This window comes from Zobellia laminariae (assembly GCF_030553095.1).
GTDB lineage: Bacteria > Bacteroidota > Bacteroidia > Flavobacteriales > Flavobacteriaceae > Zobellia > Zobellia laminariae.
Window position 1 is genome coordinate 3,343,105 of the sequence record NZ_CP130738.1, and the last position, 25,824, is coordinate 3,368,928.

General features: G+C 38.0%; 22 protein-coding genes and 1 pseudogene. 18 read left to right on the forward strand and 5 right to left on the reverse strand.

Annotated features, from left to right (window positions below; translation table 11 throughout):
* Positions 1-8: 8 nt before the first annotated feature.
* Positions 9-1,274 (forward strand): glycoside hydrolase family 117 protein, encoded by a 1,266-nt coding sequence (locus tag Q5W13_RS16015; protein WP_304443691.1) that lies wholly within the window; start codon positions 9-11, stop codon positions 1,272-1,274.
* Between the two features lie 403 nt (positions 1,275-1,677).
* Here Q5W13_RS16015 and Q5W13_RS16020 read toward each other — a convergent pair whose 3' ends face one another.
* Both Q5W13_RS16020 and Q5W13_RS16025 read right to left on the reverse strand, forming a co-directional pair.
* Positions 1,678-2,532: a glycoside hydrolase family protein gene (locus Q5W13_RS16020; RefSeq protein WP_304443692.1), complete on the reverse strand. Its 855-nt coding sequence runs from the start codon at positions 2,530-2,532 to the stop codon at positions 1,678-1,680.
* Positions 2,533-2,640: 108 nt separating this feature from the next.
* A complete protein-coding gene (locus Q5W13_RS16025) occupies positions 2,641-3,207 on the reverse strand; it encodes a glycoside hydrolase family 28 protein (RefSeq protein WP_304443693.1) in 567 nt (188 codons plus the stop codon).
* A 227-nt stretch (positions 3,208-3,434) separates the two neighbouring features.
* Here Q5W13_RS16025 and Q5W13_RS16030 point away from each other — a divergent pair, with 227 nt between their 5' ends.
* The 9 genes from Q5W13_RS16030 (at position 3,435) to Q5W13_RS16070 (ending at position 9,817) form a co-directional block, all read left to right on the forward strand.
* Positions 3,435-4,643 (forward strand): Nramp family divalent metal transporter, encoded by a 1,209-nt coding sequence (locus tag Q5W13_RS16030; protein ID WP_304443694.1) that lies wholly within the window; start codon positions 3,435-3,437, stop codon positions 4,641-4,643.
* 11 nt (positions 4,644-4,654) lie between these two features.
* On the forward strand, positions 4,655-5,071 hold the full coding sequence (locus Q5W13_RS16035) for a hypothetical protein (protein WP_304443695.1): 417 nt from the start codon (positions 4,655-4,657) through the stop codon (positions 5,069-5,071).
* On the forward strand, positions 5,011-5,589 hold the full coding sequence (locus Q5W13_RS16040; protein ID WP_304443696.1) for an NAD-dependent epimerase/dehydratase family protein: 579 nt from the start codon (positions 5,011-5,013) through the stop codon (positions 5,587-5,589). Before Q5W13_RS16035 ends, Q5W13_RS16040 begins: the two co-directional genes overlap by 61 nt.
* Positions 5,590-5,697: 108 nt before the next feature.
* Entirely contained in the window at positions 5,698-6,765 is a 1,068-nt protein-coding gene (locus Q5W13_RS16045; RefSeq protein WP_304443697.1) for a dihydrodipicolinate synthase family protein, read from the forward strand.
* Between the two features lie 58 nt (positions 6,766-6,823).
* Positions 6,824-7,201, forward strand: coding sequence for a Gfo/Idh/MocA family oxidoreductase (locus Q5W13_RS16050; protein WP_304443698.1), 378 nt, complete (start codon positions 6,824-6,826; stop codon positions 7,199-7,201).
* 58 nt (positions 7,202-7,259) lie between these two features.
* Entirely contained in the window at positions 7,260-7,502 is a 243-nt protein-coding gene (locus Q5W13_RS16055) for a hypothetical protein (protein WP_304443699.1), read from the forward strand.
* Positions 7,486-8,109: a Gfo/Idh/MocA family protein gene (locus tag Q5W13_RS16060; protein ID WP_304443700.1), complete on the forward strand. Its 624-nt coding sequence runs from the start codon at positions 7,486-7,488 to the stop codon at positions 8,107-8,109. The genes Q5W13_RS16055 and Q5W13_RS16060 overlap by 17 nt, the downstream gene beginning before the upstream one ends.
* Positions 8,110-8,139: 30 nt before the next feature.
* Positions 8,140-9,330, forward strand: a complete 1,191-nt coding sequence (locus Q5W13_RS16065; RefSeq protein WP_304443701.1) for a hypothetical protein — start codon at positions 8,140-8,142, stop codon at positions 9,328-9,330.
* Positions 9,331-9,457: 127 nt separating this feature from the next.
* Positions 9,458-9,817: a DUF4442 domain-containing protein gene (locus Q5W13_RS16070; RefSeq protein WP_368662276.1), complete on the forward strand. Its 360-nt coding sequence runs from the start codon at positions 9,458-9,460 to the stop codon at positions 9,815-9,817.
* 263 nt (positions 9,818-10,080) lie between these two features.
* Here the strand turns inward: Q5W13_RS16070 and Q5W13_RS16075 are convergent, their stop codons facing one another.
* Both Q5W13_RS16075 and Q5W13_RS16080 read right to left on the reverse strand, forming a co-directional pair.
* Positions 10,081-11,280, reverse strand: coding sequence for a sulfatase (locus Q5W13_RS16075; protein WP_304443702.1), 1,200 nt, complete (start codon positions 11,278-11,280; stop codon positions 10,081-10,083).
* Complete coding sequence (locus tag Q5W13_RS16080) at positions 11,277-11,726, reverse strand: sulfatase-like hydrolase/transferase (protein WP_304443703.1); 450 nt, start codon at positions 11,724-11,726, stop codon at positions 11,277-11,279. Before Q5W13_RS16080 ends, Q5W13_RS16075 begins: the two co-directional genes overlap by 4 nt.
* 346 nt (positions 11,727-12,072) lie before the next feature.
* On the opposite strand from Q5W13_RS16080, the gene Q5W13_RS16085 reads away from it, so the two are divergent.
* From Q5W13_RS16085 to Q5W13_RS16115, 7 genes and pseudogenes are all read left to right on the forward strand, one after another.
* Positions 12,073-12,660 carry a ligand-binding sensor domain-containing protein gene (locus Q5W13_RS16085; protein WP_304443704.1) on the forward strand — a complete coding sequence of 196 codons (588 nt, stop codon included), beginning with the start codon at positions 12,073-12,075 and terminating at the stop codon, positions 12,658-12,660.
* 102 nt (positions 12,661-12,762) lie between these two features.
* Complete coding sequence (locus Q5W13_RS16090) at positions 12,763-15,900, forward strand: hybrid sensor histidine kinase/response regulator transcription factor (protein ID WP_304443705.1); 3,138 nt, start codon at positions 12,763-12,765, stop codon at positions 15,898-15,900.
* A gap of 119 nt (positions 15,901-16,019) precedes the next feature.
* The gene (locus Q5W13_RS16095) at positions 16,020-16,952 is read left to right on the forward strand and encodes an NHL repeat-containing protein (RefSeq protein ID WP_368662277.1); all 933 of its coding nucleotides are present in this window, start codon (positions 16,020-16,022) and stop codon (positions 16,950-16,952) included.
* 125 nt (positions 16,953-17,077) lie between these two features.
* Positions 17,078-19,383, forward strand: a pseudogene (locus Q5W13_RS16100) (PSD1 and planctomycete cytochrome C domain-containing protein).
* A gap of 16 nt (positions 19,384-19,399) precedes the next feature.
* Positions 19,400-20,854, forward strand: coding sequence for a DUF1501 domain-containing protein (locus Q5W13_RS16105; RefSeq protein ID WP_304443706.1), 1,455 nt, complete (start codon positions 19,400-19,402; stop codon positions 20,852-20,854).
* Positions 20,855-20,858: 4 nt separating this feature from the next.
* The gene (locus Q5W13_RS16110) at positions 20,859-22,583 is read left to right on the forward strand and encodes a c-type cytochrome domain-containing protein (protein WP_304443707.1); all 1,725 of its coding nucleotides are present in this window, start codon (positions 20,859-20,861) and stop codon (positions 22,581-22,583) included.
* Entirely contained in the window at positions 22,534-22,965 is a 432-nt protein-coding gene (locus Q5W13_RS16115; protein WP_304443708.1) for a DUF3999 family protein, read from the forward strand. The genes Q5W13_RS16110 and Q5W13_RS16115 overlap by 50 nt, the downstream gene beginning before the upstream one ends.
* 9 nt (positions 22,966-22,974) lie before the next feature.
* Here the strand turns inward: Q5W13_RS16115 and Q5W13_RS16120 are convergent, their stop codons facing one another.
* Positions 22,975-24,006: a LacI family DNA-binding transcriptional regulator gene (locus Q5W13_RS16120; RefSeq protein ID WP_304443709.1), complete on the reverse strand. Its 1,032-nt coding sequence runs from the start codon at positions 24,004-24,006 to the stop codon at positions 22,975-22,977.
* A 332-nt stretch (positions 24,007-24,338) separates the two neighbouring features.
* Here Q5W13_RS16120 and Q5W13_RS16125 point away from each other — a divergent pair, with 332 nt between their 5' ends.
* Positions 24,339-25,823, forward strand: a complete 1,485-nt coding sequence (locus Q5W13_RS16125; protein ID WP_304443710.1) for a xylulokinase — start codon at positions 24,339-24,341, stop codon at positions 25,821-25,823.
* The last annotated feature ends 1 nt before the right edge of the window (position 25,824 follow it).

Sequence of the window (25,824 nt, forward strand, 5' to 3'; positions counted from 1 at the left end):
ACCATGTGATGAAGAATATAATTTCCTTATTTCTGTTGCTTTTTGTGCTAAGCACATGCAAAGCACAATCTGAAAAGCAAGTAGTAGAACCTACTGAAAAGCAAGAAGGTTTCCCTTTTGTATTACCAAAAGACAAACCCAATAGAAAAATGAGTGCTGCTATGGAGCGTATTTATACAGATTATGAAGCCCCACAACCACAGCACAATGAGCTATTTAGTCAGTTCAAGTATACAGAGTTAAAAGGATTTGACTATAATGGTCACGATGGTACAATTACAAGAAGAGATCCATCAAAAACACTTTTGCATAACGGGAAGTACTATGTATGGTATACGTATAGAAACACGTCTACACCGCCAAGAGGAGCAGATATGAGCAATGATACCATACCGTCTTCAGATTGGGATTTATCGGAAATTTGGTACGCTACTTCTACGGATGGTTTTACTTGGGAAGAACAAGGTGTGGCCATTAAAAGACCGGAAAAACCTTTGGTAGGCTGGCGTTCTGTTACCACTACAGATATTTTAGAATGGGAAGGAAAGTATTACCTCTATTACCAAGGTTTCATGGAAGCTAGTGGCAAAAGAGGGGATGACTGTCCTGTTGCAGTTTCTTATGCAGATTCTCCAGAAGGCCCTTGGACGCCTTATAACAAAATTGTAATCGAAAACGGAAAAGAAGGGGAGTGGGACCAATATTCCATACATGATCCCTACCCGCTAGTACATAACGGTAAGGTCTATATTTATTATAAGTCTGATTTTGGTGAAAAGCCAGATAAGGTTCGTATGCAAGGGCTTGCCATTGCTGATAACCCTTTGGGGCCATTTAAAAAGCACCCATTGAATCCGGTGATAACCTCTGGGCACGAAACTTCATTGTTTCCGTTTCGAAAAGGAGTGGCGGCTTTGGTATATAAAGACGGACCGGAGCACAACACTATTCAATATGCGGAAGATTGGGTGAATTTTGAAATTGCTTCAATCACGGAGTTGATGCCTTACGCTGCTGCACCACACGTACCAGATGCTTTTACGAATACGGAGGATGGTCGTGGGATTACTTGGGGCTTGGCCCATTTTATTAATTTAGGAGGAAAAGGTGAATTCCATTCAAAACTGGTGCGTTTTGATTGTGATTTAAGCTTGGATAAACATGATGAAGAAATGAAAGAGCACCGGGTTAAACATAAACCTGACGTGTACTTCAGACAGGGATTAAGTATAAAACAGAAGGAACGTTTAAAATCTGAAAGTTTAAAGAACTAATTAATAGTTTATCAAACGAATTTAAAGGAGCATCATTTTATGGTGTTCTTTTTTTTTATGCTCGGATTTATTAAAATAAGTAGCTACTTCTCATTTCCAATTTCCATTCGTCTATAGGTAATTAGGTTTCAAGTGTAGATAAACGGTACTCACCGAAAATATCAAATTTCAATTAGAACGATGCTGTAATTTTGGTGTAAGCAAATTAAAGAAATCACAATTTAGTTCATTAAAATGCGGACGATATATGTCTGATAGGAAGTTTGAAAAAGGTCAATTACTGTTGTTTATGATAGAATGATATTAAATGTTCCCCCTTTTTTGAAAAAACAGCAATCGGCCTAGTTGAAATTATCGTTCGCATTTTTATATTTTCTTTCCATCCAATTATACTATTGGAAATTTACTCATCCATTAAGTCAAAATAATCTCCGTCTGTCCATCCTAATGGGGCTTCAACAGCATGATTACTAATTCCTTTTCCTTTAACCAATGGTTTTGTTTCATCGGCATTTTTCCAGACTATATTTCTTACTTGAAGGCCATCTACATCATCTACTATAATAGGAAACCTTGAATCTGGTGACTCTGTTCCAATGGTAACATTGTTTAAGGATATGTTTTCTGCATGCCTAACATACAATGTATGACTTGGTAAATTACCATAGGTAATTGCATGCGGATACCCTTTTTCATCTTCTTCAACGGTAGTACTAAAATCTCCCATCTTAAGTCCGCCTTTAGAGAAAAGCTGAATGTTGTTCAGAGATATATTTTTGATTGGATGTCCTTGAAGCCCTGTAATAGACGAACCCCATGTGCCCGCATCGTAAGCAACTACATTACTGATTGAAATATTTTTTACTTCGCCAATAGTATTTACCACAGCTCCGGGCGTATGAGGTCGTGCTCTATTGCCTAAACGAATGTAAATGGGAGATTCAGTGCCATGAATAGTTAAATTATTTACGGTAAAACCTTCTAGTGTGCCACCATCTACAATCATAAGCGAAAGGCCAGATACACCTATACGTGGCGTATCCCAAATAGGTTTCCCTTTTTCTTTTGAGGGCTTTATTACGCAATTACTTATAGAAACATTTTTAAAGCCGCCAGTGGTTTCTGTACCTGCTTTTATAGCATTGCAAAAACTACTGACTACGCAATTGGTAATAACAATATCTTCACAAGCAGCTGCACCTGTACTTTTCAAAACAATACCATCATCATCTGAATCAATGATACTATTTGAGAGCACAACACGGCGGCACCCGTCAATATCAATACCATCATTATTTCGGCTTCCATGACTGTAGACATAAATGTTAGAAATAAAAAGGTCTTCGCAGTCTAGATAATGTTGGTTTCAAATGGAGGCATTGAGCATTCGTAATCCGTCTACTTTTATATTCTTACAGGAAATTAGAAGGATATTTCTAGGCCTACCGTCAATGTCACCTGCATAGGGGTTGGGCATGGGGGTATGAAGTGGTCCTTGTCCGTCTATTGTGCCACTACCGGTCAAAGCTATATTCTCTTGGCCTTCGGCATAAATAAGAGCATTAAATCCGCCAAGTTGGTCTTTGTGCGATCGGTATTTGGGCATAGGTTGTAATGGAAAATCAGCAACATTAATACTGGAAAGTAAAACCGAATTATGTTCAAAATGTAACTCAACGTTGCTCTTTAAAATAATAGTCCCTGATTTAAAAACTCCCGCTGGGATAATTACTTTTCCACCTCCTTTTGAAGCACAGGCGTCTATGGCTTTTTGAATAGATTTTGTGTTTAAAAATTCTCCATCACCTTTTGCACCATAATTGGTGATATTATAGCCATCACTTTGTATTGGGCAGTCTAATTCTGCATATGCGCTATTAGAAACGAAGCCAAAAATTAAAACTAAAAAGCTAATGCGTAATATATTCATCATTCTAAAAATTCTTTAAAGGTTATTACTTCCTCAAAATACCTTTACTTCAATATTCAATAAAATTTTGGATGTGAAAACTCAATAAATGCCACTTAGAAAAGTGCAACGATTTTTTGTGAAATGCAAATTAAAGGTTATTCTGTTTTTAATGTTACTTTTAGGTATTGCAGCAAAAAGCCTTATCTCATGAGGTTCTAGTCAGAAATAATAAATGAGTTAAATTTTAAATGGCAGATAGAAAAAAGAAAAACATACTTAACCTCATAGGGCCTGGTTTTATAACAGCTGCATTAGTCCTTGGTCCAGGAAGTTTAGCAATAGGTTCTAAAATTGGAGCTAATTATGAATTTAGACTACTTTGGATAGTGCCCATTTGTGTTCTTTTTATGGCGGCTTTCACCATTGTTTCTACTAGAATTGGCCTAAGTTCAAAACAAACACTTATTGAACTAATACGTGAAAAATATGGCAATACAATTTGTATTGTTATTGGTGTTGGTCTTTTTATAGTAGCCGCTTCGTTTCAGGCAGGTAACTCTATAGGCGCTGGTATGGTGTTCGGTGAAATGTTCAATGTATCACCTGTACCTTGGGTAATTACCTTTTCCGTGATTGCAATTATTTTATTGTTTTTTAAATCTTTTTTTAAGATTCTAGAAAAAATTATGATTGGCATGGTTGTTTTAATGCTCGTTTCATTTGTACTTACTCTAATAATTTCAAAGCCTAATATTTCAATCTTAGTACAACAATTTCATTTTGAATTACCAACTGGTTCAGAATTTTTGGCTCTGGCTTTAGTAGCATCCAGTTTTTCAATTGCGGGAGCATTTTATCAGTCGTATCTAGTCCAAGAAAAAGGGTGGGATAAGAGTGAGTCTAAATCACATGAAAGAGAAGGCCTGTCCGGTGTATTTATTTTGGGAGTAATAACAGCTACAGTTATGTTAGTTGCAGCTTCTGTCCTTTATCCACAAGGTATTCAAGTTAATTCGGCAGCAGAAATGGGTAAAGCGTTAGAACCAATTTTTGGAAGTTATGCCACTGTGATTTTTATGTTCGGTTTATTTGCGGCTTCTTTTTCTTCTTTAATCGGGAACGCAACTTTGGGCGGTGTTTTATTATCAGATGCACTAAATATTGGTAGAAAGTTAGAGTCTCAAAATGTGCGGTATGTGATAATGTCGGTCATATTGATCGGTGCAGCCGTTGCTATTATTTTTGGAAACTTACCGATACAGCTTATTATTATGGCTCAAGGTTTTACCATTATAGTTGTTCCGGTAATAGGCTTCATGATTTTTATGATAGCACGGGATAGAGCATCAAAAAACTTTTTTAAATTAAGTTCAACATTGAATATTATTATGATTTTAGGGTTGGCAATGCTTGTTCTATTAGCAGGGGCTAATACCTATAACATATTTATTAAATAAATTAGAAATCTATGATAGCTACAATAGCCGAATTAGAGGAACAACTCTCTAAACCTTCAAAACGATTGATAGAAGATATCAGTAAAATTGAAGGGCATATAATGATTTTAGGCTTGGGAGGAAAGATGGGGCCTACCTTAGCAAAGCTTGCAAAAATAGCAGTTGATGCTGCAGGAATCACTAAAAGAATAATAGGTGCTTCTCGCTTTTCAAATCAACTTCTATATAAAGAATTAACCGATTTTGGTATTGAATGTATCAAGGTAGATTTATTGGATGATGAAGCGTTAATGAAGCTTCCAAAAGTTGAAAACGTTATTTACATGGCGGGTAACAAATTTGGTACATCGGGTAATGAACATTTTACTTGGGCGATGAACGCTTACCTTATAGTAGAGTTTCGGAAAGATATAAAGAATCAAAAATAGTTGTTTTTTCTACGGGTAATGTATATCCATTTCTGCCTATTAAAAGTGGTGGTGCTACGGAGGAAGTAAAACCTTCGCCAATTGGTGAATATGCGCAATCTTGTTTAGGACGCGAACGTGTATTTGAACATTTTTCTATTAAAAACGGAACAAAAATGCTTTTGTACAGATTGAATTATGCACTAGATCTTAGGTATGGTGTTTTGTTAGAAATAGCAAAGGCGGTAATGGAGCAGAAGCCTATAAACTTAAGTATGGGTTTTGCCAATGTCATTTGGCAAGGAGATGCCAATGAATATGCTATACGTTCCCTTTTACATTGCGAATCACCAGCTAAAAAACTGAATGTAACCGGCCCGGAAACCATATCAATACAATGGTTAGCAGAAGAATTTGGTAAATTACTTAAGATTAAACCCATTTTTGAAAATAAGCCTGCAGAAACGGCTTTATTGAATAACTCCAGTGAGGCTTACAGCTTATTTGGAAAACCCATTACCTCTCACTTCAAGATATGATACAGTGGACAGCTAATTGGGTTAAAATTGGAGGGGAGCAATTAGGTAAACCAACGCATTTTCAAGAACGAAAAGGAGATTTTTAAATCAAATCAGTGGATAGTTAATATGAAGACTTTAAATCCTGTATTAAAAAAATTATTGCATCAAGGTACTGTAATTCCTGCCCATCCGCTAGCATTGACAGAAGGTCGTGAGCTAGATGAGAAACGTCAACGATTGTTGACCAGATATTATATGGCTTCAGGCGCAGGAGGTATTGCAATAGGTGTTCATACAACACAATTCCAAATACGAGACCCACAAATCAACCTATATAAAAAGGTATTGCAACTGGCTATTGAGGAAATTACAATAGCTAATCTAGACCGCCCTTTTATAAAAGTAGCTGGCGTTAGCGGTAATACGGAACAAGCTGTGAATGAGGCTAAAATCTGTGCAGAATTAGGTTATGATATTGTTTTGGTAAGTACAAATGGCTTAGGAGATTGGTCAGAAGAGGCATTATTGGAACGAGCAGCTAAAATTAGCGAAATCATACCCGTATTCGGATTTTATCTACAACCAGCAGTGGGTGGTAGGGTTTTGAGTTATAATTTTTGGAAGGCCTTTTCGGAGATTGAAAATGTTCAAGCTATAAAAATGGCGCCGTTTAATAGGTATCAAACTTTAGAAGTGATACGCGCCGTATGCGCTTCATCACGCTGTGACGAAATTGCGTTATACACAGGTAATGATGATAATATAGTAGCTGACCTTTTAACAACTTATAATATAACTGTTGGGGAAAAAGTCTTCAAAAAAGATATTGTCGGAGGGTTATTAGGGCATTGGGCTGTTTGGACGAATAAGGCTGTTTCTCTTTTAGAGGAAATTCACAGAATAAAAGAATCAGGGACCACCATACCCAAAGAAGCAATGACCTTAAATATAGCAGTTACAGATAGCAATGCAGCCTTTTTTGATTCGGCCAATAATTTTGAAGGGTGTATTGCAGGTCTTCATGAGGTGCTAAGAAGACAGGGACTTTTAAAAGGGATTTGGTGTTTAGATGAAAATGAAAAATTGTCTATAGGTCAGAATGAAGAAATCAGTAGAGTTTATAATGATTACCCCCAATTGAACGATGATGATTTTGTTAGGGATAACATAGAAAATTGGTTGAAAGGACTGTAAATAAGAAAGCATTTTAAACTATAATTCAAAATTTTTAGAATAATAAATAGAGAAGCATATGAAAACTAATCCACGGAGAAAATTTATAAAGCAAACTTCAAAAACAGTAGCAGCCGGGATGGTTTTCAGTCATCTTCCTGTTTTTTCAAATGCTAATGTCTTTGGACAACAAAAAATAAAACTGGGTTTAGTTGGCTGTGGAGGTCGTGGTACCGGCGCTATATTTCAAGCTTTGACGGCATCAAAATCTGTTGAGTTAGTAGCAATGGGAGACGTTTTTCAACATGAGTTGGATAATAGTTTTCAAAGGGTTTCTAAAGATTTTCCAGCACAGGTCAGTGTCCCAAAAGAGCGTCAGTTTTTAGGTTTAGATGCTTATAAGAAAGTTATTGATGAGTGTGATGCGGTAATTTTGGCAACACCACCTTGGTTTTAGACCTGATCATTTTGAATACGCCATAGCTTCGGGCAAGCATGTTTTTCTAGAAAAGCCATTGGCTGTTGATGGTCCTGGATACAGAAGGATTATAGAAACTGGAAAGTTGGCAACAGAGAAGAAATTAAATGTTGTGGTTGGTCTGCAATTCCGTTATGAAATTGCGCTCAACAAAATGGTGGAAAAAATTCATGCAGGAGAGATAGGAGACGTTCTTTCTATGGATGTGTATTATAACATTGGCTTGGCCACGGTACATCCTCGAAAGTATAGGTCAAACGGAATTGGAATATCAAATTAGCAATTGGCATTATTTTAATTGGTTATGGGGCGGTCAGCTTGCTGGTCAGGCCATTCACCAAATTGATGTAATTAATTGGGTTAAAAAAGATTATCCCATCAAAGCAAGTGGAATGGGAGGTAGGGCAATGCTTAAAGGACCAGACCATGGAGAAATATTTGACCATCATTATGTAGAATATGAGTATGCCGATGGTACAAAACTACATGTGCAGTGTAGACAAATGGATAATTGTGCCAATAGGTTGGGTTTTAATATTCAAGGTTCAAAAGGTAAGGCCGATGAACGTTTCCAGATGGTTGATTTAAAAGGAAATTCGCTTTGGAGATACAGAGATAAAGATGACCCATCGTCTTCTCAAATAGAACAAGATGAGTTTATTGGAGCAATCTTAGGAAATAAACCCTATGTAAATAATACTAAGTATGGTGCTGAAAGCTCTATGACTACCATAATGGGTAGAATGGCAATTGAATCCGGTGAAATTATTGATTTAGAAAAGGCCAAAGCTTCTAATTTAAGTATAGTCCCTTCTGAATTTTCTTGGGATATGAAAATGCCTAATGCACCATTGGAAGATGGTAATTATGCGATTCCTAAACCATAATTCCTGTGTTATAAATGAATTAGTTTAAGAATGAGAAATCTAATTAAATACATTATTTTAATCGTATTGATTGCTGGTTGTTCTACACCAGAAAGGATGCCTGTCATTATTGTTTCTGAAACTGCAGGCTTAGACCGTCCTTTAGAATATGTAAACCCAACAATTAGTTTAGGTAGTAAATTAAAGGAGGATGAGGTGTTCGTAGCTATTGATTCAGAGGATGGTTCTGTAATACCGGTGGACGATATTGCTTTTAATAAAGTTGAAAAACGATTTGAATATTCAATTATTTTTCCAGTTGCGGTTACAGCCAATCAATCCAAAAAATTCAATATTAGTATTCAAGAAAAAAACAAGAGTTCATTACCTGTTCGGCGAATGCTATCCGAAGACAATCTTGCTGTAGAAAATAAGTTTTATAAAGCTACTTTTAGTACAGAGGATGATAAACGCGGCGGACAAGTAAATGGAATAGAGTTGAAGAACTTCAAAAATAAGCTTTTAAAAAGAAGCCATATTGCAATGCATTGGGCTCCTAATTTTTCTAAAAGTAGTTCAGAGTTTTATTTCAATTTAGAAGATTTACGGCCTGATTCTAGAAATCATATAGAACTAGAAAAGTATCGCGTAATTAAGGAGCGCTCAGGTATCACGGATAGTGTACCGGAAATTCTAATTGAAGGACGTTATGAGTTTTATGATAATCTACCCTATTTTTTATTTGAGTCTATGATTTCGGTTCAAAAAGAAGTGGAACTAAATCTCTTACGGAATGATGAAATGACCATGGATAGTCTCTTTACTCATCTCGCCTACGCTCAAAAAAACGGTACAATTAAACGATTAAATCTATATTCTGATGAACTAGATGTTTTAGAAGAAAATCATGTTACTGATGATGCGCCTTGGTTGGCTTTTTATAATTTGGAAAAAGGTTACGGCTTTGGTTCAATACGTCTTCAGTATGATAACACAAATACTAAAGGAGGGCCTTCACCAATGCATAATCCATACACTAAGATTACTAAATCTTCAAATAACGGTAGATATTGGAATAGAGTTTTATCTGATACTATTCAGACTTTTCCGGGCGGAAGTCAGTATTATGAAAAAAATGCTTATTTAATCTTTCCGGTAGGTCCAGAAAACCCTGAAAAAGTCATTGAGAGTTATGCAGGGCGTTTAAATCAGCCACTAAGTATAAAGGTGACAGATAATTAATATGTAGCTCAGTACTACAATTCTAGTTTAGTATAGAAAATAATGCCGTCAGTATCCCCTATTTTTTTTAACTCATTTAGAGTGATAAATTTGTTGTCAGTTAACCTTAACAAGTACAATAATTAAAATGTCATTTTACAGCAACTTATCGGACTTCGGTTCACGTTTTATAGGCAAGCATATCATCTTTAAACATGGTTTTAATCTTTCGCCTATGTACCGCAGAAGCACTGCTAGAATTAAGCATGTTTCCGAGGATCTTAAAAAGGTTACCATTAAGCTGCCTATAAGTTATAAGAACCGAAATTACGTAAGCACCATCTTTGGTGGGAGTCTTTTTTCAGCAGTGGATCCGATACCTATGGTACAGCTTATTAATATTTTGGGTAGCGATTTTGTGGTTTGGGACAAATCTGCGGAGATAGCTTTCAAAAGACCTGCAAAGGAGGATGTTTATGCAGATTTTGAATACAATAGGAAGAAATAGACGAAATTAAATTAAGGGTAGCGCAGGAAGATGAGATAGACATTGTAAAGACTACACGCTTAATGAACGCTGAGCGGAATACTGTTTTCTGTGAAGTAAAAAAAACGATTTATGTAGCGAACAAGGAACATTACAAAAAGAAACGAGCGCTGGCTAAAGCAAAGAAAAGCGAAGGAAAATTATAGTGGTTGTACTCTATTTTATCTTCGCTCTTATTATTGTAGTATAGGTCACTTTCTTTAAAAGAGATATTAAGCTCTTGTTTAATTTACTTTTGCCCTATTTCCTTTCCAACCTTTATTGAATTGTGTCAGAAGATCTTTTACAATTTCAGGATTCTCCTTTGCAATATTTACCGTTTCTGATGGGTCTTTGTTATGGTCATAAAGTTCTATAAAAACCGGTTCAGCAGTGGCATCCGTATAGTCTTTCCAAACTATAAATCGATAATTTTTAGTCCGCATAGAATAGCCCATGAGTCGGTTTTCAAAAAGGTCACGGTCCCATTTTTTGCCTTGTTGTTTTTTAATACGCCCTTCAACCTCTTCTATTAACGGACCAAAAGAAGTTTCCCGCATTCCTTTGGATAATGGGTTGGCAGCCCACTCGCGCAATGCTGGTGTAGGGAATTGAGAAAAAACGGCTGTTTTCCATTCTTGTTCAGGATCGGAAAGTAAAGGCGCAAAGCTTTGGCCTTCTAAAGTGTTGGGCTTGGAAATGTCAGCAAGCTCACATAGCGTAGGGTACATGTCCACAAGCTCTACGAGGGCATCGGTAGATTTTCCTCTGGTTTCTTTTGCCATATCCGGTGTCCAGATAATTAAGGGGACTCTTGTGGCAATTTCATAATTGGTAGCTTTCCCCCAAATGCCCATATCACCTAAATGCCAGCCGTGGTCGCTCCACAGAATAACAATGGTGTTGTCTTTGATCCCGGCATCGTCAAGAGCACTGAGCATCTTACCTATTTGCGCATCTACATAACTTACACAAGCTAGATAAGCATGCTTCAATTTTATGGCCTGCTCTGGAGATATATCTCCTTTTTTGGGAATGCCGGCTCTTGCCCGCAATTCAAAAGAAGCATGTAGTCCCATGGTGGCTCCGTCTTTGGGAGCACTGTCCTGTAAAGCAAGTTTTATCTCGGCCTCATCATACATATCCCAGTATTTCTTTGGGGCAATCCAATCTAAGTGCGGTTTTTTCATTCCCATTCCTAAAAAGAAGGGCTTTTTAGGGTTTTCCTGAAGCATATCTTTCATGGTGGCAATGGCCAATTCGGTATTGAATCCGTCTTCGTAGGCGTTATCGGGAAAATCGGCAAATTCGTATGAAGGACCTTTGCCAAGTCCGTTTCTTAGTGCTTTCTCTCCGTATTTAGCAACCATGGCAGCGCTATTCTCTTTCTGCATTTTTATATTTTCCGGTAATTTGAATCCGAATTTTACATCGGTTTTATTCATCTTAACGGGTTCTCTACTCCATAAAGCTCAGGGTCGTTATATTTCCCATGATAGATTTTCCCGGTGTAAACCGCCTCATAGCCATTGTTCTTAAAATGCTGGGGAAGCGTTATTATATCCGGATTTTTATCTCTGAAATAGGTGAAGTTTTCAATAACCTGAATGGTTTCGGGTCGTGCGCCTGTCATTAAACTTGCTCTAGATGGGCTGCAAATAGCTTGTTGGCAATAGGCATTATTAAAGCGAAGTCCGTCTTGGGCCAAGGCATCAATATTTGGAGTAATGGCAATATCAGAACCGTACACACCCAATTCCGGTCTAAGGTCATCAATAGCAAGAAATAGAATATTGGGTTGCTTTTCTTTTTCTTTTTCTACGGGAGTTGTAGTATTCTTGCAGCTAAATAAAAGTCCAACACAGATAAGAGCGAGTATGCGAATGTTCATTTTTATCGAGTTTTATAAAACGATTTAGAAGAGGGTTATAATAAGAAGTACAAAACAATATTTTGGACCGATTACAAATTAACCTTAAAATTGTGTGAATCCATTTTCCAATTTTATCAAGCGTCGGCACTATTTTAACCCTATAAGCTTAGTTTGTACTTTAGTCGATTTTCGTAACGCTAAAGAGAGCTAATTTGAATTATTCGATTATAAAAAATAAAATTAATTTACCTTTCATGAGAATTGCTTTATATTCAAAACATGCTTAGAATTTCTCATTTTTTCTTTCTGTTTCTAACGGTCTGTACCCTAGGTTTTTCTACTGTGGTCTGCGGCCAGGGGGAATGTGAGTAATTTTGAGATCACTCATTTTCAATTACCCATAGAAACGGAGGCTCAAGACATTTTAGAAGACCGCTATGGTTTTCTTTGGATAGCTTCCACTAACGGTCTATGGCGTTTTGATGGAGGTAATTTTAAGAATTACAGTAAAAATGAGCTCGAGCAGACCAGCATTACGGACAACCATATTTCTTATTTGTTTGAAGATAGTGCCGGAGTTTTATGGGTGGGTACCTATGGCGGAGGGTTATTGAAATATGACCGAGAATATGACCGTTTCCAGCGTTTTATACATGACGAAAATAACCCGGAGAGCCTTAGTTTTAATGAAGTTAGGGTAATTTATGAAACGGCGGACAAAGCTTTTTATATTGGCACGGATGGTGGCGGATTAAACTTAATGGACCGGGAAACGGGAACTTTTAAGAGATACCAACACAACACATTAGACGTTGAAAGTATTAGCCATAACAACGTACTGGACATACAGGAAAGTCCGGATGGGCGTCTTTTTATAGGTACGTGGATCGGGCTGAACATCTTTCATCCCAATACGGGAAAATTCACGCGTCTTGTTAAAAATATACCATGAGGTTCGCATTCGTATCCCGTTTTAGGTTTTTATAATGACCTTATTGTTTCTAGCGGTAAGCTGTTTACCGTAGATAAAAAGAACCAGTTTCATACACTAGACTTGCCACAGAATTGGGTAAGTGCCATACAGCCGGATAATGAGAAGAATTGCTGGATAGCCTACCGTGACCAAATTGCTATCATAGATTCGGATTTTAAGACCAAGAAATTAATAGCGCTGAACGAGCGGTTTAATGAAGGGTCTTTTTACATACGGCAAATATTCCATAACCCTGCCAAAGAAGATTCTTGGGCTTTGGATGGAGCAGGCCATTTTTTTCACATTAAAAAATCATCAGTCATTTTTGTGCCGTTTATAGCGTCTGGTGTAAGTGGAAAGATTCTAAAAACAAATAACAATTATTGGGTGTTTAACAAGGGCACCATTACCATTTATGACAAAGCTACCCATACACTCGTTAGGACGCTAAAAGGCTTTGTTCATAGAACATATATGAGTTCCTATGATAAGGAAACCATTTGGGCGGCAGATACCAATTCTATCTATCAATTTACCGAAGCGGGAGAAACGCTGTCCAAAACCGCTAGAAAACCTGCCGAACTTTTTGGTCTTCTAGAAACCAGTGCCGGACTGGTTTGGACGGGCGAGGTTCTGGGTGCACGTATCTACGACCCCAAAACGGATACCACCGTGTATTTTGACTGTGACCCCAATGATCCTAATGGTATAGGATATTTTCATCGTGCCAATGAACTTTTTGAAGATTATAAAAATCAAATTTGGATCGGGACCAATGGTGATGGGGTAAAACGATATCTGCCCAAGAAAAACCAATTTGTACACTACAGACACGAAATTGGGAATACCGCTACCGTAAACAACAATTTTATAAATGTAATTTTTGAGGATGCGGACCGTACCCTTTGGGTGGGTACCAACTCCGGGCTTTGTAGTTATGACCCGAAAAAAGATTTGTTTATTCAGTATGATAATAGCCTCCTGAAGGATAGGATAATTAATAGTATTGAACAAGATGGCAAAGGAAATTTGTGGTTGGGTACAAGAAACGGACTTATAAAACTGGATGCGAAGAACAATGTAGTCCGTATTTTAAATGAACAGGACGGACTCATTTCGCAGAAAATAAATATTTCCAGTTCGGTTACGGATAAGGGCCATATGGTTTTTTCTACCAACGCGGGATTAATGACTTTTGACCCGGAAAAGGTAGTGCCCAGCACCAAAACACCATCGGTCTATATTTCTAAATTATGGGTGAACAATGAACTGGTTTCACCTAAGAGCGATTACATAAAAAAGAGTATTGAGGTAGAGGACCATCTGCAGTTGTCTTATAAAGACCAAAAGATAGAACTCGGTTTTCAGGCCATACAGTACGAGAATACGCAACGGTGCCAATATGCCTATATGCTGGAGGGTTTTGATAAGGACTGGACCATGGCCAACGGCACACGGGCTACCTATACCAACTTACCGTCCGGTAACTATACTTTTCTCTTAAAGGCTACCAATGAAGATGGCGTTTGGACGGATAAGTTAAAACGATTGAACATTGTGGTGACTCCGCCGTTTTGGGAGCGACTGTGGGTTCAGATTCTTGCCGGTATTCTAGTAGTTTTATTAGGGGTTTGGGGCTTTCGGTTTTTCTTACTGCGAGAGAGGACAAAAAATATGTTTGAAATAGAGAAACAACGCGTGTATCAATTTGAAGAGCTGGCGCAGATGAAATTGCGGTTTTTCACCAATATCTCCCATGAGCTACGAACGCCATTAACGCTTATTACCTCTCCGTTAGATAAGTACATTCGTAAAGGCACCAAGCCAGATACCAAGGTGTTGCAGATGATGCACAGGAATAGCAACCGTTTGTTGGAACTCGTTAATCAGATTCTGGATTTTAGAAAACTGGAAGGAAATCAGCAACTACGGATTAAACCACATGATGAACTTTTGGTCTGCACCAACATGTACACCGCCTATGAGTATTGGGCAAAGGAAAAGAATATCAATTTTAAATGTGATGCTCCTGAAACGGATTATACGCTTTATTTTGATGAAGATGTTATTGAAAAAATGGTAAGCAATATGGTTTCCAATGCATTTAAGTTTACGGCAAAAAACGGAAAAATTACCTTAAAGGCATCTTATGCAAATCTTGAAATTGATAAAGATGATAAAGTAAAGAAGGGAAGTCTCCGCATTGAGGTAATTGACAACGGAGCAGGTATTCCGGAAAAATACCAAGAGAAAGTTTTTGAACGTTTCTATCAGTTAGATGAAAACCCTAATAAGGGATATAGCAGTGGTATAGGGCTTTCTTTAATATCGGAATTGGTAAAGTTGCATAACGGAAGCATAGCGCTAAAGAGTGAAGAGGGCATAGGTTCGCATTTTACCATAACGTTGCCTATAGGATATAAAGATTACGAAACTAGTGTTGACGAAACGATTGTGCCACCTGCAGAAATAACATCGGGAGAAACCGTTGTATTACTCATTGAGGATAATGAGGATATCAGGAATTACTTAACGACAGAGTTATCCGAAGAGTATGTTATTCTTCAAGCCGATAATGGTAGGGACGGTTTTCAGCTGGCTTTAGAACATATTCCGGATATTGTAATAAGTGATATTATGATGCCTTTATTCGATGGAATTCAAGTAGCAAATCAATTAAAAGCAAATGAATTGACGGCCCATATTCCGTTAATGTTTTTGACAGCCAAAACGGGCTTGGAAAACAAGTTGAAAGGGCTGGAAACGGGCGCTGAAGATTATATTGAAAAGCCTTTTAATGTCTCGGAGATCAAAATGAAAATCCAGAACCGTCTAAAAAGCAGGCACCAACTTATCAAAAAATATCAAAAAGAAGAGTTGTTAGAACCTACATCTTCAGTAGATCAGTATTTAGTAAAGGTCAATGAAGTTATTGATGAGCACCTTGAAAATTCAGATTTTTCAATTGATTTTCTGTGCGATGAATTGGCCATTGGACGATCGCAATTGTACAGAAAAATTCAAGCCCTTACCGGTAAAACTGTAATTGAATATATCAACACCTATAAACTATCTAAAGCCATGCCCTTGCTACAAGATGGTAGCCTAAGTATAAAGGAAATTGCCTTTAAGGTGGGGTATAATGACAATAGGTATTTCAGCCGAATCTTTAAAAAAGAGTTTGGACATCCACCGTCACATTACGTCCCCAATAAATAGATTAAGTGTAAGTGATACACAAAAAGTGCACCCTTTTGCACAATTAGTCTACCTTGTAAAACAAGTAGTTAGGTATTTTTGAGGAGCTCATAGTATTGCTGCAACTAAAAAATACCTGAATGAAAAACTCCAGACGAAACTTCATTAAACAGTCCGCTTTTGCAAGCGCCGCATTAACCGTACCCACATATAGTTTTGGGATTATAAATAAGCCAAAATTTTCCGAGCAAATTATAGGGCATGGCGATTTTACATATCGCGTCCATAAAGAATGGGGAAACCTGAATCCTGCAAATACGCCAGTAAAAAATTGCCATGAAATGGTGATGGATTCTAAGGGCAGACTTATTATGGTAACGGATGAGATTAAAAACAATGTTATTGTTTATGACAAGTCTGGTAAACTATTAAAAACGTGGACACATGATTTGAAATCTGCTCACGGCCTAACCTTGTCCAAGGAAGGTGAAGTTGATATGCTGTATATAACTGATAACGACGGAGCTATTCTAAAGACTACGGTAGACGGTAAGGTACTTATGGAGTTGCCAAATCCGCACAAAATAGGTGTGTATGAAAAAGACCAAAAGTATCGGCCTACCGAAACCGCCGTTGGTCCCAACGGAGATATCTATGTAGCGGACGGGTATGGTTCTGATTTCATTTTACAATACTCCAAAGACGGAGAGTTTATCCGAAAATTTGGAGGTCGTGGTTTTGAAGATCATTTGTTCAGTACGGCTCATGGTGTTACTATAGATGATAGAGATCCAAATAATATTACGTTGTTGTGTACCTCTAGAAAACACAATTCTTTTAAACGCTATAGTCTGGATGGCAAGTACCTATCTAGTATTTTTCTACCCGGAGCTTTTGTTTGTAGGCCAGTTATAGATGGCGAGAATTTATATTCTGGAGTATGTTGGTCAAGGTTAAAGTATTTAGAGCAAACGCCAGATTCAGGCTTTGTTACCATTTTAGATAAGGATAACAAAGTAATTTCAAACCTGGCGGGACGGCACCGGTTTATGAAAAGGGAGAGTTGCAAATGATGGTTCAAGATGTACCTCTTTTTAATCACTGTCATGATGTTTGTATAGACGACGATAAGAATATATACGTCTGCCAGTGGAATGCAAACAAAACCTATCCTATAAAACTTGAAAGGGTTTAGTTTATGAAAAAAATCGTTTTACAGCTTGTCGTCCTAAGTTTACTTCTGGTCTCTTGTAAAGAAGAGGGCCAATACGCTTCCATTCCGCAGAAAAAAGTGCCGGATAGGGTAGACTATAATTTTGATGTGCGGCCTATATTATCTGACAAGTGTTTTAATTGCCATGGTCCGGATGCGAATAAAAGGTCGGAAGATTTACGGTTAGATACTCCAGAAGGTGCTTATGGGGCCTTAAAAGATTCTGAGAACGAGTTTGCGATAGTGCCTAAGAACATTGAAAAATCGGTGGTGTATCAGCGGATTACGGCTAAAGACAGTTCCAACCTCATGCCTCCTGTGGACTCCAATTTAAAACTGTCTGACTACGAAATAAAGGTGTTGAAAAAGTGGATAGAACAAGGTGCGGTGTATGATGCTCATTGGGCTTTTAGTCCGGTGGAAAAGCCAGAAATTCCTAATACGGATTCGGAATGGGTGAATAATGAGATTGACCATTTTGTTTTGGAAAAACTGGATGAGGTTAACCTTGAGCCAAACCAGATTGCAGATAAAGAACGTTTGTTGAAAAGGGTTTCATTAGATATTACAGGTTTGCCGCCTACACCTGAAATGCGAGAAAAATTCATTGGTGACAATGCTCCTGATGCTTACGAACAAATAGTAGATGAATTATTGGGCAGCGCTCATTATGGTGAAAAAATGGCCAGTCATTGGTTAGATGTAGCGCGCTATGCAGATTCGCACGGATTTCAGAACGATCAGTTACGTACCATGTGGCCTTGGCGAGATTGGGTAATTCATGCATTCAATGAAAATTATAGTTATAAAAAGTTTGTAACCTACCAGCTAGCGGGAGATTTAATGCCCAAGAAAAATATAGAAACTATTTTGGCAACAGGCTTCAATAGAAACCACAAAATAAACCAAGAGGCGGGCATAATTGAAGAAGAGTTTAGAATAGAAAATGTAACCGATAGAACCAATACTTTTGGTAGCAAAGCATTTTTAGGATTGACATTGGAATGTGCTAAGTGCCATGATCATAAATATGATCCTATTTCACAGAAAGAATACTTCAACACTTTTGCCTTTTTTGATAAAGTAATTCATAGGTCAAAACCTATGGGAGAAGTATTGGCAGAAGCTCCGCTAATCACAATTACGGATGAGGTTGTTGAAAAGGAACTTCCGTTTGTGAATAAAAAAGAGCCAGAGGATATAGAGGTCATGGTTATTGAGGAGAAGGCGGATATTAGAACAACTCACGTATTGAATAGAGGGGTATATGATGATAAAGGAGAGATTGTTCAGCCAAGCACACCAGAGTCAGTTTTAAAGTTTGATACGCTTGTTTACGATAGTAATCGTCTTGGGCTTACAAAATGGCTCTTTGATGTCAAAAATCCTTTAACAAGTAGGGTTTTTGTCAATAGGGTATGGCAAGAAATTTTTGGAGAAGGTATTGTTAGGTCTTCCGGAGATTTTGGTATGCAGGAGATTTACCCACGCATATTGGTTTGCTGAACTGGCTTTCCGCAGATTTCATAGAGAATGATTGGGATATGAAACGTTTGGTGAAGCAAATAGTTATGTCTTCTACCTACAAGCAATCTTCTGTGGTTGATGATAAAAAACTCGCGTTAGATCCAGACAATAGGTATTTGTCGCATATGAGCCGTTTGCGCTTTAGTGCGGAGACTATTAGAGACCATGCATTGGCAACTAGTGGTTTGTTAAACGAGGAAATAGGAGGTCGTAGCGTAAAGGTGTATCAGCCAGATGGTATCTGGGAAGCAGCAAGTTCAGGGCGTGGTATTTTGGCGAATTATGTACAAGACCATGGCAAAGACCTGTATAGACGTGGTATTTATGTTTTTATAAAACGAACCACGCTTCCTCCGGTACAGTTAACTTTTGATGCTGCCACACGTGACCAATGCGAGGTGAAACGACAATCTACTATGACTCCGCTTCAAGCACTTATTGCTTTAAATGACCCAACTATTTTGGAAGCTTCTCGGGTATTATCGGAAACATTAATACAAGAAGAAAGTACCGTAGATGAGAAGATAGTGGAAGCTTTTGGGCGCATTATGAGCAGAACCATTAAACCCCAAGAAAAGGAAATGTTAGTGGGGTATTACCATGATCAGGAAGATGCTTTTGCAAACGATAAGCAGAAGGCAATAGATTTTATTGAAGTAGGGGAGTATCCTATTTTGAAAGATAGGGATGAAGTTAAAGTTGCAGCACTCATGCAAATCATTCACACCATCTACAATCTAGAAGAAACAATAGTAAAAGGTTAACGGTCAATCAAACAATATGGATAAAGAAGTTTTTGAACATTACTTGAATACGAACCGAAGACATTTTTTAGGTAAAATGGCCATGGGAATGGGCGGCGTGGCTTTAGGCTCGCTTTTAATGCCGGATTTGTTAACAGGAAAGAAAGCAGCCGAAGAACAGTTGCCTCTAGGGTTAAAACACTTTGCTGCCAAAGCCAAACGAATCATCTTATTGGTGCAAAACGGTGCACCTTCTCAATTGGAGACATTTGACTACAAACCTAAATTGAACGACATGTTCGGTCAAGAACTTCCGCCATCAATTAGAGGAGAGCAAAAATTGACAGGCATGACCGCAGGTCAAGAATCGTTTCCGTTAGTGGGGTCTAAATTCAGCTTTAAACAATATGGAGAATCCGGTACTTGGGTAAGCGAGCTTCTTCCTAATATTGCCAAAATCACAGATGATATTTGCATGATAAAGAGCATGCATACAGATGCTATTAACCATGATCCTGCCCTAACTTTCATGCAAACCGGAGCCCAAGTGGGTAACAGGCCTAGTATTGGTTCTTGGTTTAGTTATGGACTGGGTAGTGAGAATCAAAATTTACCTGCGTACTGCGTGTTGCTTTCCAAAGGAAAAGGTAATGGACAAGGAGTATACTCAAAATTATGGTCTAACGGGTTTTTAGATAGTTCGCACCAAGGGGTGCAATTGAGTGCCAGTGAAGACCCAATTCTATACTTGAACAATCCAAAAGGAATGGATAGGGAAACCCGTCGTAAGATGCTAGACCACTTGGCTTCGTTAAATCAATTGGGGTATGATGAGTTTGGTGATCCGGAAATTCCAGCAAAAATCAAACAATATGAAATGGCTTTTAGAATGCAAACGGCCGTGCCAGAAATCACCGATGTTTCTAAAGAACCAGATCATATTAAAAAACTATATGGTCCTGATTGTATGGTACCGGGTACCTATGCAGCCAATTGTTTGTTAGCTAGAAAACTGTCCGAATCCGGTGTTCGTTTTGTGCAATTGTATCATCAAGGTTGGGATCAGCATAATAACTTGGTAGGCGAAATTAAAGGACAGGCAAAAGATGTAGATAAAGCATCTGCAGCATTGATTACCGATTTAAAACAAAGGGGACTTTTAGATGAAACCTTAGTGATATGGAGCGGAGAATTTGGTAGAACCAACTATTGCCAAGGGAAGCTGACCAAAGATAATTACGGACGAGACCATCATCCTCGTTGTTTTAGCATTTTTATGGCCGGTGGTGGCGTAAAGGCTGGGATGTCTTATGGTAAGACAGATGAGTTAGGATATAACATTGTAGAAAGCCCTGTGCATATTCATGATTTACATGCAACGATCATGCACTTAATGGGCTTGGACCATGAAAAGCTAACGCACAAACACCTAGGTAGAAGATTTAGGTTGACCGATGTTCATGGCCATGTGGTAAAAGATATTCTAGCGTAGCTATATGAAAAAAACTGTCCCTTTCTTTTTAAATGTTTTATTCTTTCTGCATGTTTTGCTTGCATTTTTGGTGCTCTTTGAAGGATATATGAAAGTTCCGTTTTGGGTTCAACCTTTGGGAAGAATGCATCCATTGGTTTTACACTTTCCGGTAGCGTTTATTGTGCTTTTGGTATTGCTCAATTTGTTCAAAAAACAACTGGACCCGGCTTCTTTTGAAAAGATAAACTTCGCTCTCTTATTACTCACATCGTTTACCACGGTTCTAGCAACCCTCATGGGATTATTGTTATCCCTAGAAGGTTATGACTCAGAGCTGTTGACGCTTCACAAGTGGGTAGGTATTGCCTTGTGTTTTGTCATATATGCTTTGGTTTGGTGTTACACTTATAAAAAAGTATTTCAAATATTACTATATGTTGGTTTGATAGGAGTGCTCGTAGGCGGGCACTTTGGAGCGGGATTGACCCATGGCACCAATTTTTTAATGGAGCCTATTACTGCTTCAAAAGAAGAAATCGTAGATGAAAATACACCTATTTATTCGGCGTATATAGCTCCCATTTTAAAAGCGAAATGTACTAGTTGCCACAATCCCCAAAAGCATAAAGGCGATTTGGATTTGACCACAATCGAAGCCATAACCAAAGGTGGTGAGAATGGAGACGTATGGTTAGCTCATAATGCGGAAGAAAGCCTTTTATTGAAAAGAGCAGCTTTACCTATAGAAGATGAAGAGCATATGCCACCCGAAGGAAAACCCCAATTGACGGCAGGAGAAATAGAATTAATGCAGATTTGGATTGAACATGGTGCCGATGACCAAATTACTTATGCTCAACTAAAAGAAGGGGATACCTTAAAACAACTTGTTACCGGCAAATGGCTAAAATCTATTGAGGATAAGCAATATGAGTTCGATTTTATAACAGCTCAAACCATCAAGGAACTCAATAATCCATATAGAACGGTAGTTCAAAAATCACCTACGTCACCAGCTATTGACGTTGTTATTTTCGGTAGAAGCGCTTTTCAAGAAAACAACTTAACGGAGCTTGAAAAGGTAAAAGATCAAGTAGTGTATTTAAATTTGGCTAACCTTCCCATAACAAGTCAACATTTGCAGACTATAGGAAAGTTAGGTAACCTAGAGCACTTGGTGCTCAATTTTACGGATATCAGCAGTGAGTCTTTAGCATCATTGGCGAGTTGTACTAAATTAGAAACGTTATCCTTGTCAGGGACCGCTATCGACGCGACTGTGTTGGAGCATTTGAAAGGCTTAAGGAGTCTAAAGGAAGTGTTCGTATGGAATACCAATTTGGAAGCTGAGGATATAGAGGTGTTAAGAAGTGGGTTGCCCAACGTTATTATTAACGAAGGCTATATTCCAAATCCAGAAGAAGAGTTACAATTAACACCACCAACTTTGGTCAACGATGGTAACATAATTAGTTCCGGTGATTTGATTTCTCTTGGGCATAAAATGAACGGAGTTACCATTCAATATACTTTAGATGGGAGTGAACCAGACTCCACTTCAGTAGCTTTTAAAAAAGCGTTTTTATTGGATTTAAAAGGGAAAAGACAACAAACCATTAAAACGTTAGCCCATAAAGAAGGCTGGTTACCTAGCAAACCTGTTTCCTATATTTTTTACGATAGAGGCCTAGTGCCCGATGGTATTGAAGTTTTGTATCCTTGGCGTTTTAAGCTCGTATACAGGTGATACAGAAAAAATATTGACCGATGCCGTTCGGAATAATGAAAAAATAGGATTCTCTAAATTCTGGGCGTCTTATAACAAAAATCCACTCGAGGCCATTGTTGATTTTAGTGCAACGGTCCCCAAAATAAATGAGGTGGTTTTAAGCTGTGGTATTCACAACAATCAAAAGAAATCACCATTGAAATTTGTCTCCATTTGGGCTTCCGATGACAAGAAAGATTGGCAAATGATCAAGAAGGAGATGTTTGCCAATGAAAACAATTTGGACCGGCTTAAAGAGATATCAATACAGCTTCCAAAGAAATCGTATTCATACTTGAAAATAGTAGCGCAGCCTCAAAAAGGTCAGACTATACGGGTCAATCAATTGTTCTTTTTCTAAGAGGGAAAACTAAGTTTTAATTAAGGGTATTGTAGAATCCCGCTCAATCATAGTGGTTTTGATAACTTCGGTTTCAAATGGTTTTTCGGTATCGTTTTGTTCTATTCTATTTACCAATTGTTGAGCGGCACGCTCACCCATATGATACCCGTGTTGACTGATAGATGTTAAACTAGGAACTACATATTTAGGAAGAATTCCGTTAGTAAAGCAAATAATGGAAAGCTCTTTGGGTATTTTAATGGCCAATGAATTAGCGGTCAATAAGGAGGTAACGCCCGCTTCTTCCTCCAAACCTAAAATGGCATCCACTTTTCCCGCGGAAAGCAATTTTCGTATTTCCACTTCCATAAAAGACTTTTCCAGCTTTTCAAAAATCAAGCTCTGATCTAGGTCTAAATTATGGTCCTTAAGACACTGGTGGTAGCCGTTAATTCTCAGCCGTGAAATCTCAAGGTCTCCCAATAGGGAAACTACGGCAATACGTTTACATCCAGATTTTATAAGGTGCTCCGTTGCATTATATGCAGCTTTGGTATCATCTATGGTTACTTTGTCACAGTTCAACTTTGATGATACGCGATCAAACATTACTACGGGTACCCCTTTGTTCAAGAAGGGCTCAAAATGGTCTGTGTTATCCAGTTTACCTGTTTCTTCCGCCAACGAAACTAAGAGCCCGGATATAGCTCCTTTGCGCAACATTTCGGTAATGGCAACCTCCTTTGTGTAAGATTCGTTAGAGATGCAGGCAATCATATTATAGCCGTGGTCATTCAATACTTTCTCTACACCGCTAATAACTTGGGCAAAGAAGTAGTTGAGGATATTTGGAATGATGACACCCACAGATTGCGAAGGTTCTTTTCTAAGATTGATTGCATTAAGGTTGGGACGGTACTTATGTTCCCGGGCATACGCAATAATTTTCGCCTTGGTTTTGGCGCTTATTTCATGGCTATCATTTAACGCCTTGGATACGGTAGATTTAGAGACTTTAAAATGCTTGGCAATATCGTCTAAACTAAGTTTTCGTTTCATAACTGTATCAAGATACTAAATATCCCATTAAGATATTACTTCTTTTTTGCCGTTCCGATCGCTAAAATAGCATTTTGGAGCTACGCTTTTTACGAAACCCATTTCGAAAAATACAAAATATTGTAAATATCTGATTTTAAATGGGTTGTGATTGTGAAATTTTGAATTTACAAATGGTTCTATTTCGTATTTTTAGTACTAAAACGAATTATCTAGAACTCGTTTTAAGTTATAGTTTAAATTTGACAAAAGGGCTTGGTTTTTAAGGGAATACAAAATATCCAATAGGATAACGTTCAAAAGACAAAAGCACTTACAAACACCAAAAAATTATGTACAGTATAGGTTACGATATAGGAAGTTCGTCAATAAAAGCGGCCTTAGTTGAGGTGAGTACGGGTAAACCCGTTGCCGTAGTGAGCGAACCTAAAACAGAAATGGATATTCTAGCTATCAACAATGGTTGGGCAGAACAAGATCCAGATACATGGTGGAAACATGTTTGTACCGCTACAAAAACATTGTTATCAGAAAATAATATAAAACCAGAAGAGGTTACAGGTGTTGGTATTTCATACCAGATGCACGGATTGGTGGTTGTTGATGAGAACCTAAAGCCTTTGCGTGATTCCATTATTTGGTGCGATAGTAGAGCGGTAGGTATTGGTCAAAAAGCATTTGATGAGTTGGGCAACGACCGTTGTAGTGAGAACTTATTAAACTCGCCCTCTAATTTTACCGCATCCAAATTAAAGTGGGTCAAGGAAAATGAACCGGAAACTTTTGAACGTATTCATAAGTTCATGCTACCGGGAGATTATATAGCCTGTAGATTAAGTGGCACCGCAAACACAACTTTATCTGGTTTATCCGAAGGTGTATTCTGGGATTTTAAAACGAATAGCTTAGCCACTTGGTTATTGGACTATTACGGATTGAACGAATCTCATGTGCCTGAAATAGTTGATACTTTTTCTGTTCAAAGTAAAGTATCGGAACAAGGAGCAAAAGAATCAGGTTTAAAAGTGGGTACGCCTATTTTATACCGTGCAGGAGATCAGCCTAACAATGCGTTGTCCTTAAATGTTTTTAATCCAGGTGAGGTAGCTGCTACCGGTGGGACATCGGGGGTTATTTATGCGATAACAGATAATCTTTCTGTTAAAGAAAGCTCACGAGTTAACAATTTTGCACACGTTAATTACAGTGCGGAAAATCAGAACATAGGTAAACTACTTTGTATAAACGGAGCTGGTATTCAGTACAGATGGTTGTTGAACAACTTGGCTGTAGCTTCATATGATGAAATGAACGATTTGGCCAATTCCGTGCCACAAGGTTCGGATGGTGTAAAAATATTGCCATTTGGAAACGGTGCAGAACGCATGTTGAACAATGTGGATTTAGGTACAAATATGTTTGATATCAATTTAAACAACCATACCAAAGCGCATTTGTGCAGAGCTTCATTGGAAGGTATTGCCTTCTCTTTTGTATACGGTATGGAAATCCTTAGGTCAGACGGTATTACCGCTACAAAAATACGTGCAGGAAACGATAACCTGTTTAGATCAGAAATTTTCTCGAATACAATAGCAACGCTTATTGACCGCGAGATAGAAATATATAATACCACAGGTGCCATTGGCGCAGCTAGGGCCTGTATTTTACGTGATGGAGATTTTTCAAGCTTTGGCGAACAGATTATGGCTAATGATTATGTCATGAGCTATAAACCTTCCGCAGAAAAAGAAGCATTACAATCTGCATATTCCGCATGGAAAAAAGAATTAGAACAATTATTAAAAAACAAGTAAC

What these genes read in the sequence shown, in the direction of transcription:
- Q5W13_RS16015 (WP_304443691.1), top strand. Translation starts at nt 9, where the DNA reads ATGAAGAATATAATTTCCTTATTTCTGTTGCTTTTTGTGCTAAGCACA.
- Q5W13_RS16070 (WP_368662276.1), top strand. Translation starts at nt 9,458, where the DNA reads ATGTCATTTTACAGCAACTTATCGGACTTCGGTTCACGTTTTATAGGC.
- Q5W13_RS16115 (WP_304443708.1), top strand. Translation starts at nt 22,534, where the DNA reads ATGGTATTGAAGTTTTGTATCCTTGGCGTTTTAAGCTCGTATACAGGT.
- Q5W13_RS16110 (WP_304443707.1), top strand. Translation starts at nt 20,859, where the DNA reads ATGAAAAAAACTGTCCCTTTCTTTTTAAATGTTTTATTCTTTCTGCAT.
- Q5W13_RS16095 (WP_368662277.1), top strand. Translation starts at nt 16,020, where the DNA reads ATGAAAAACTCCAGACGAAACTTCATTAAACAGTCCGCTTTTGCAAGC.
- Q5W13_RS16125 (WP_304443710.1), top strand. Translation starts at nt 24,339, where the DNA reads ATGTACAGTATAGGTTACGATATAGGAAGTTCGTCAATAAAAGCGGCC.
- Q5W13_RS16050 (WP_304443698.1), top strand. Translation starts at nt 6,824, where the DNA reads ATGAAAACTAATCCACGGAGAAAATTTATAAAGCAAACTTCAAAAACA.
- Q5W13_RS16035 (WP_304443695.1), top strand. Translation starts at nt 4,655, where the DNA reads ATGATAGCTACAATAGCCGAATTAGAGGAACAACTCTCTAAACCTTCA.
- Q5W13_RS16080 (WP_304443703.1), bottom strand. Translation starts at nt 11,726, where the DNA reads ATGAACATTCGCATACTCGCTCTTATCTGTGTTGGACTTTTATTTAGC.
- Q5W13_RS16075 (WP_304443702.1), bottom strand. Translation starts at nt 11,280, where the DNA reads ATGAATAAAACCGATGTAAAATTCGGATTCAAATTACCGGAAAATATA.
- Q5W13_RS16105 (WP_304443706.1), top strand. Translation starts at nt 19,400, where the DNA reads ATGGATAAAGAAGTTTTTGAACATTACTTGAATACGAACCGAAGACAT.
- Q5W13_RS16025 (WP_304443693.1), bottom strand. Translation starts at nt 3,207, where the DNA reads ATGATGAATATATTACGCATTAGCTTTTTAGTTTTAATTTTTGGCTTC.
- Q5W13_RS16120 (WP_304443709.1), bottom strand. Translation starts at nt 24,006, where the DNA reads ATGAAACGAAAACTTAGTTTAGACGATATTGCCAAGCATTTTAAAGTC.
- Q5W13_RS16045 (WP_304443697.1), top strand. Translation starts at nt 5,698, where the DNA reads ATGAAGACTTTAAATCCTGTATTAAAAAAATTATTGCATCAAGGTACT.
- Q5W13_RS16030 (WP_304443694.1), top strand. Translation starts at nt 3,435, where the DNA reads ATGGCAGATAGAAAAAAGAAAAACATACTTAACCTCATAGGGCCTGGT.
- Q5W13_RS16065 (WP_304443701.1), top strand. Translation starts at nt 8,140, where the DNA reads ATGAGAAATCTAATTAAATACATTATTTTAATCGTATTGATTGCTGGT.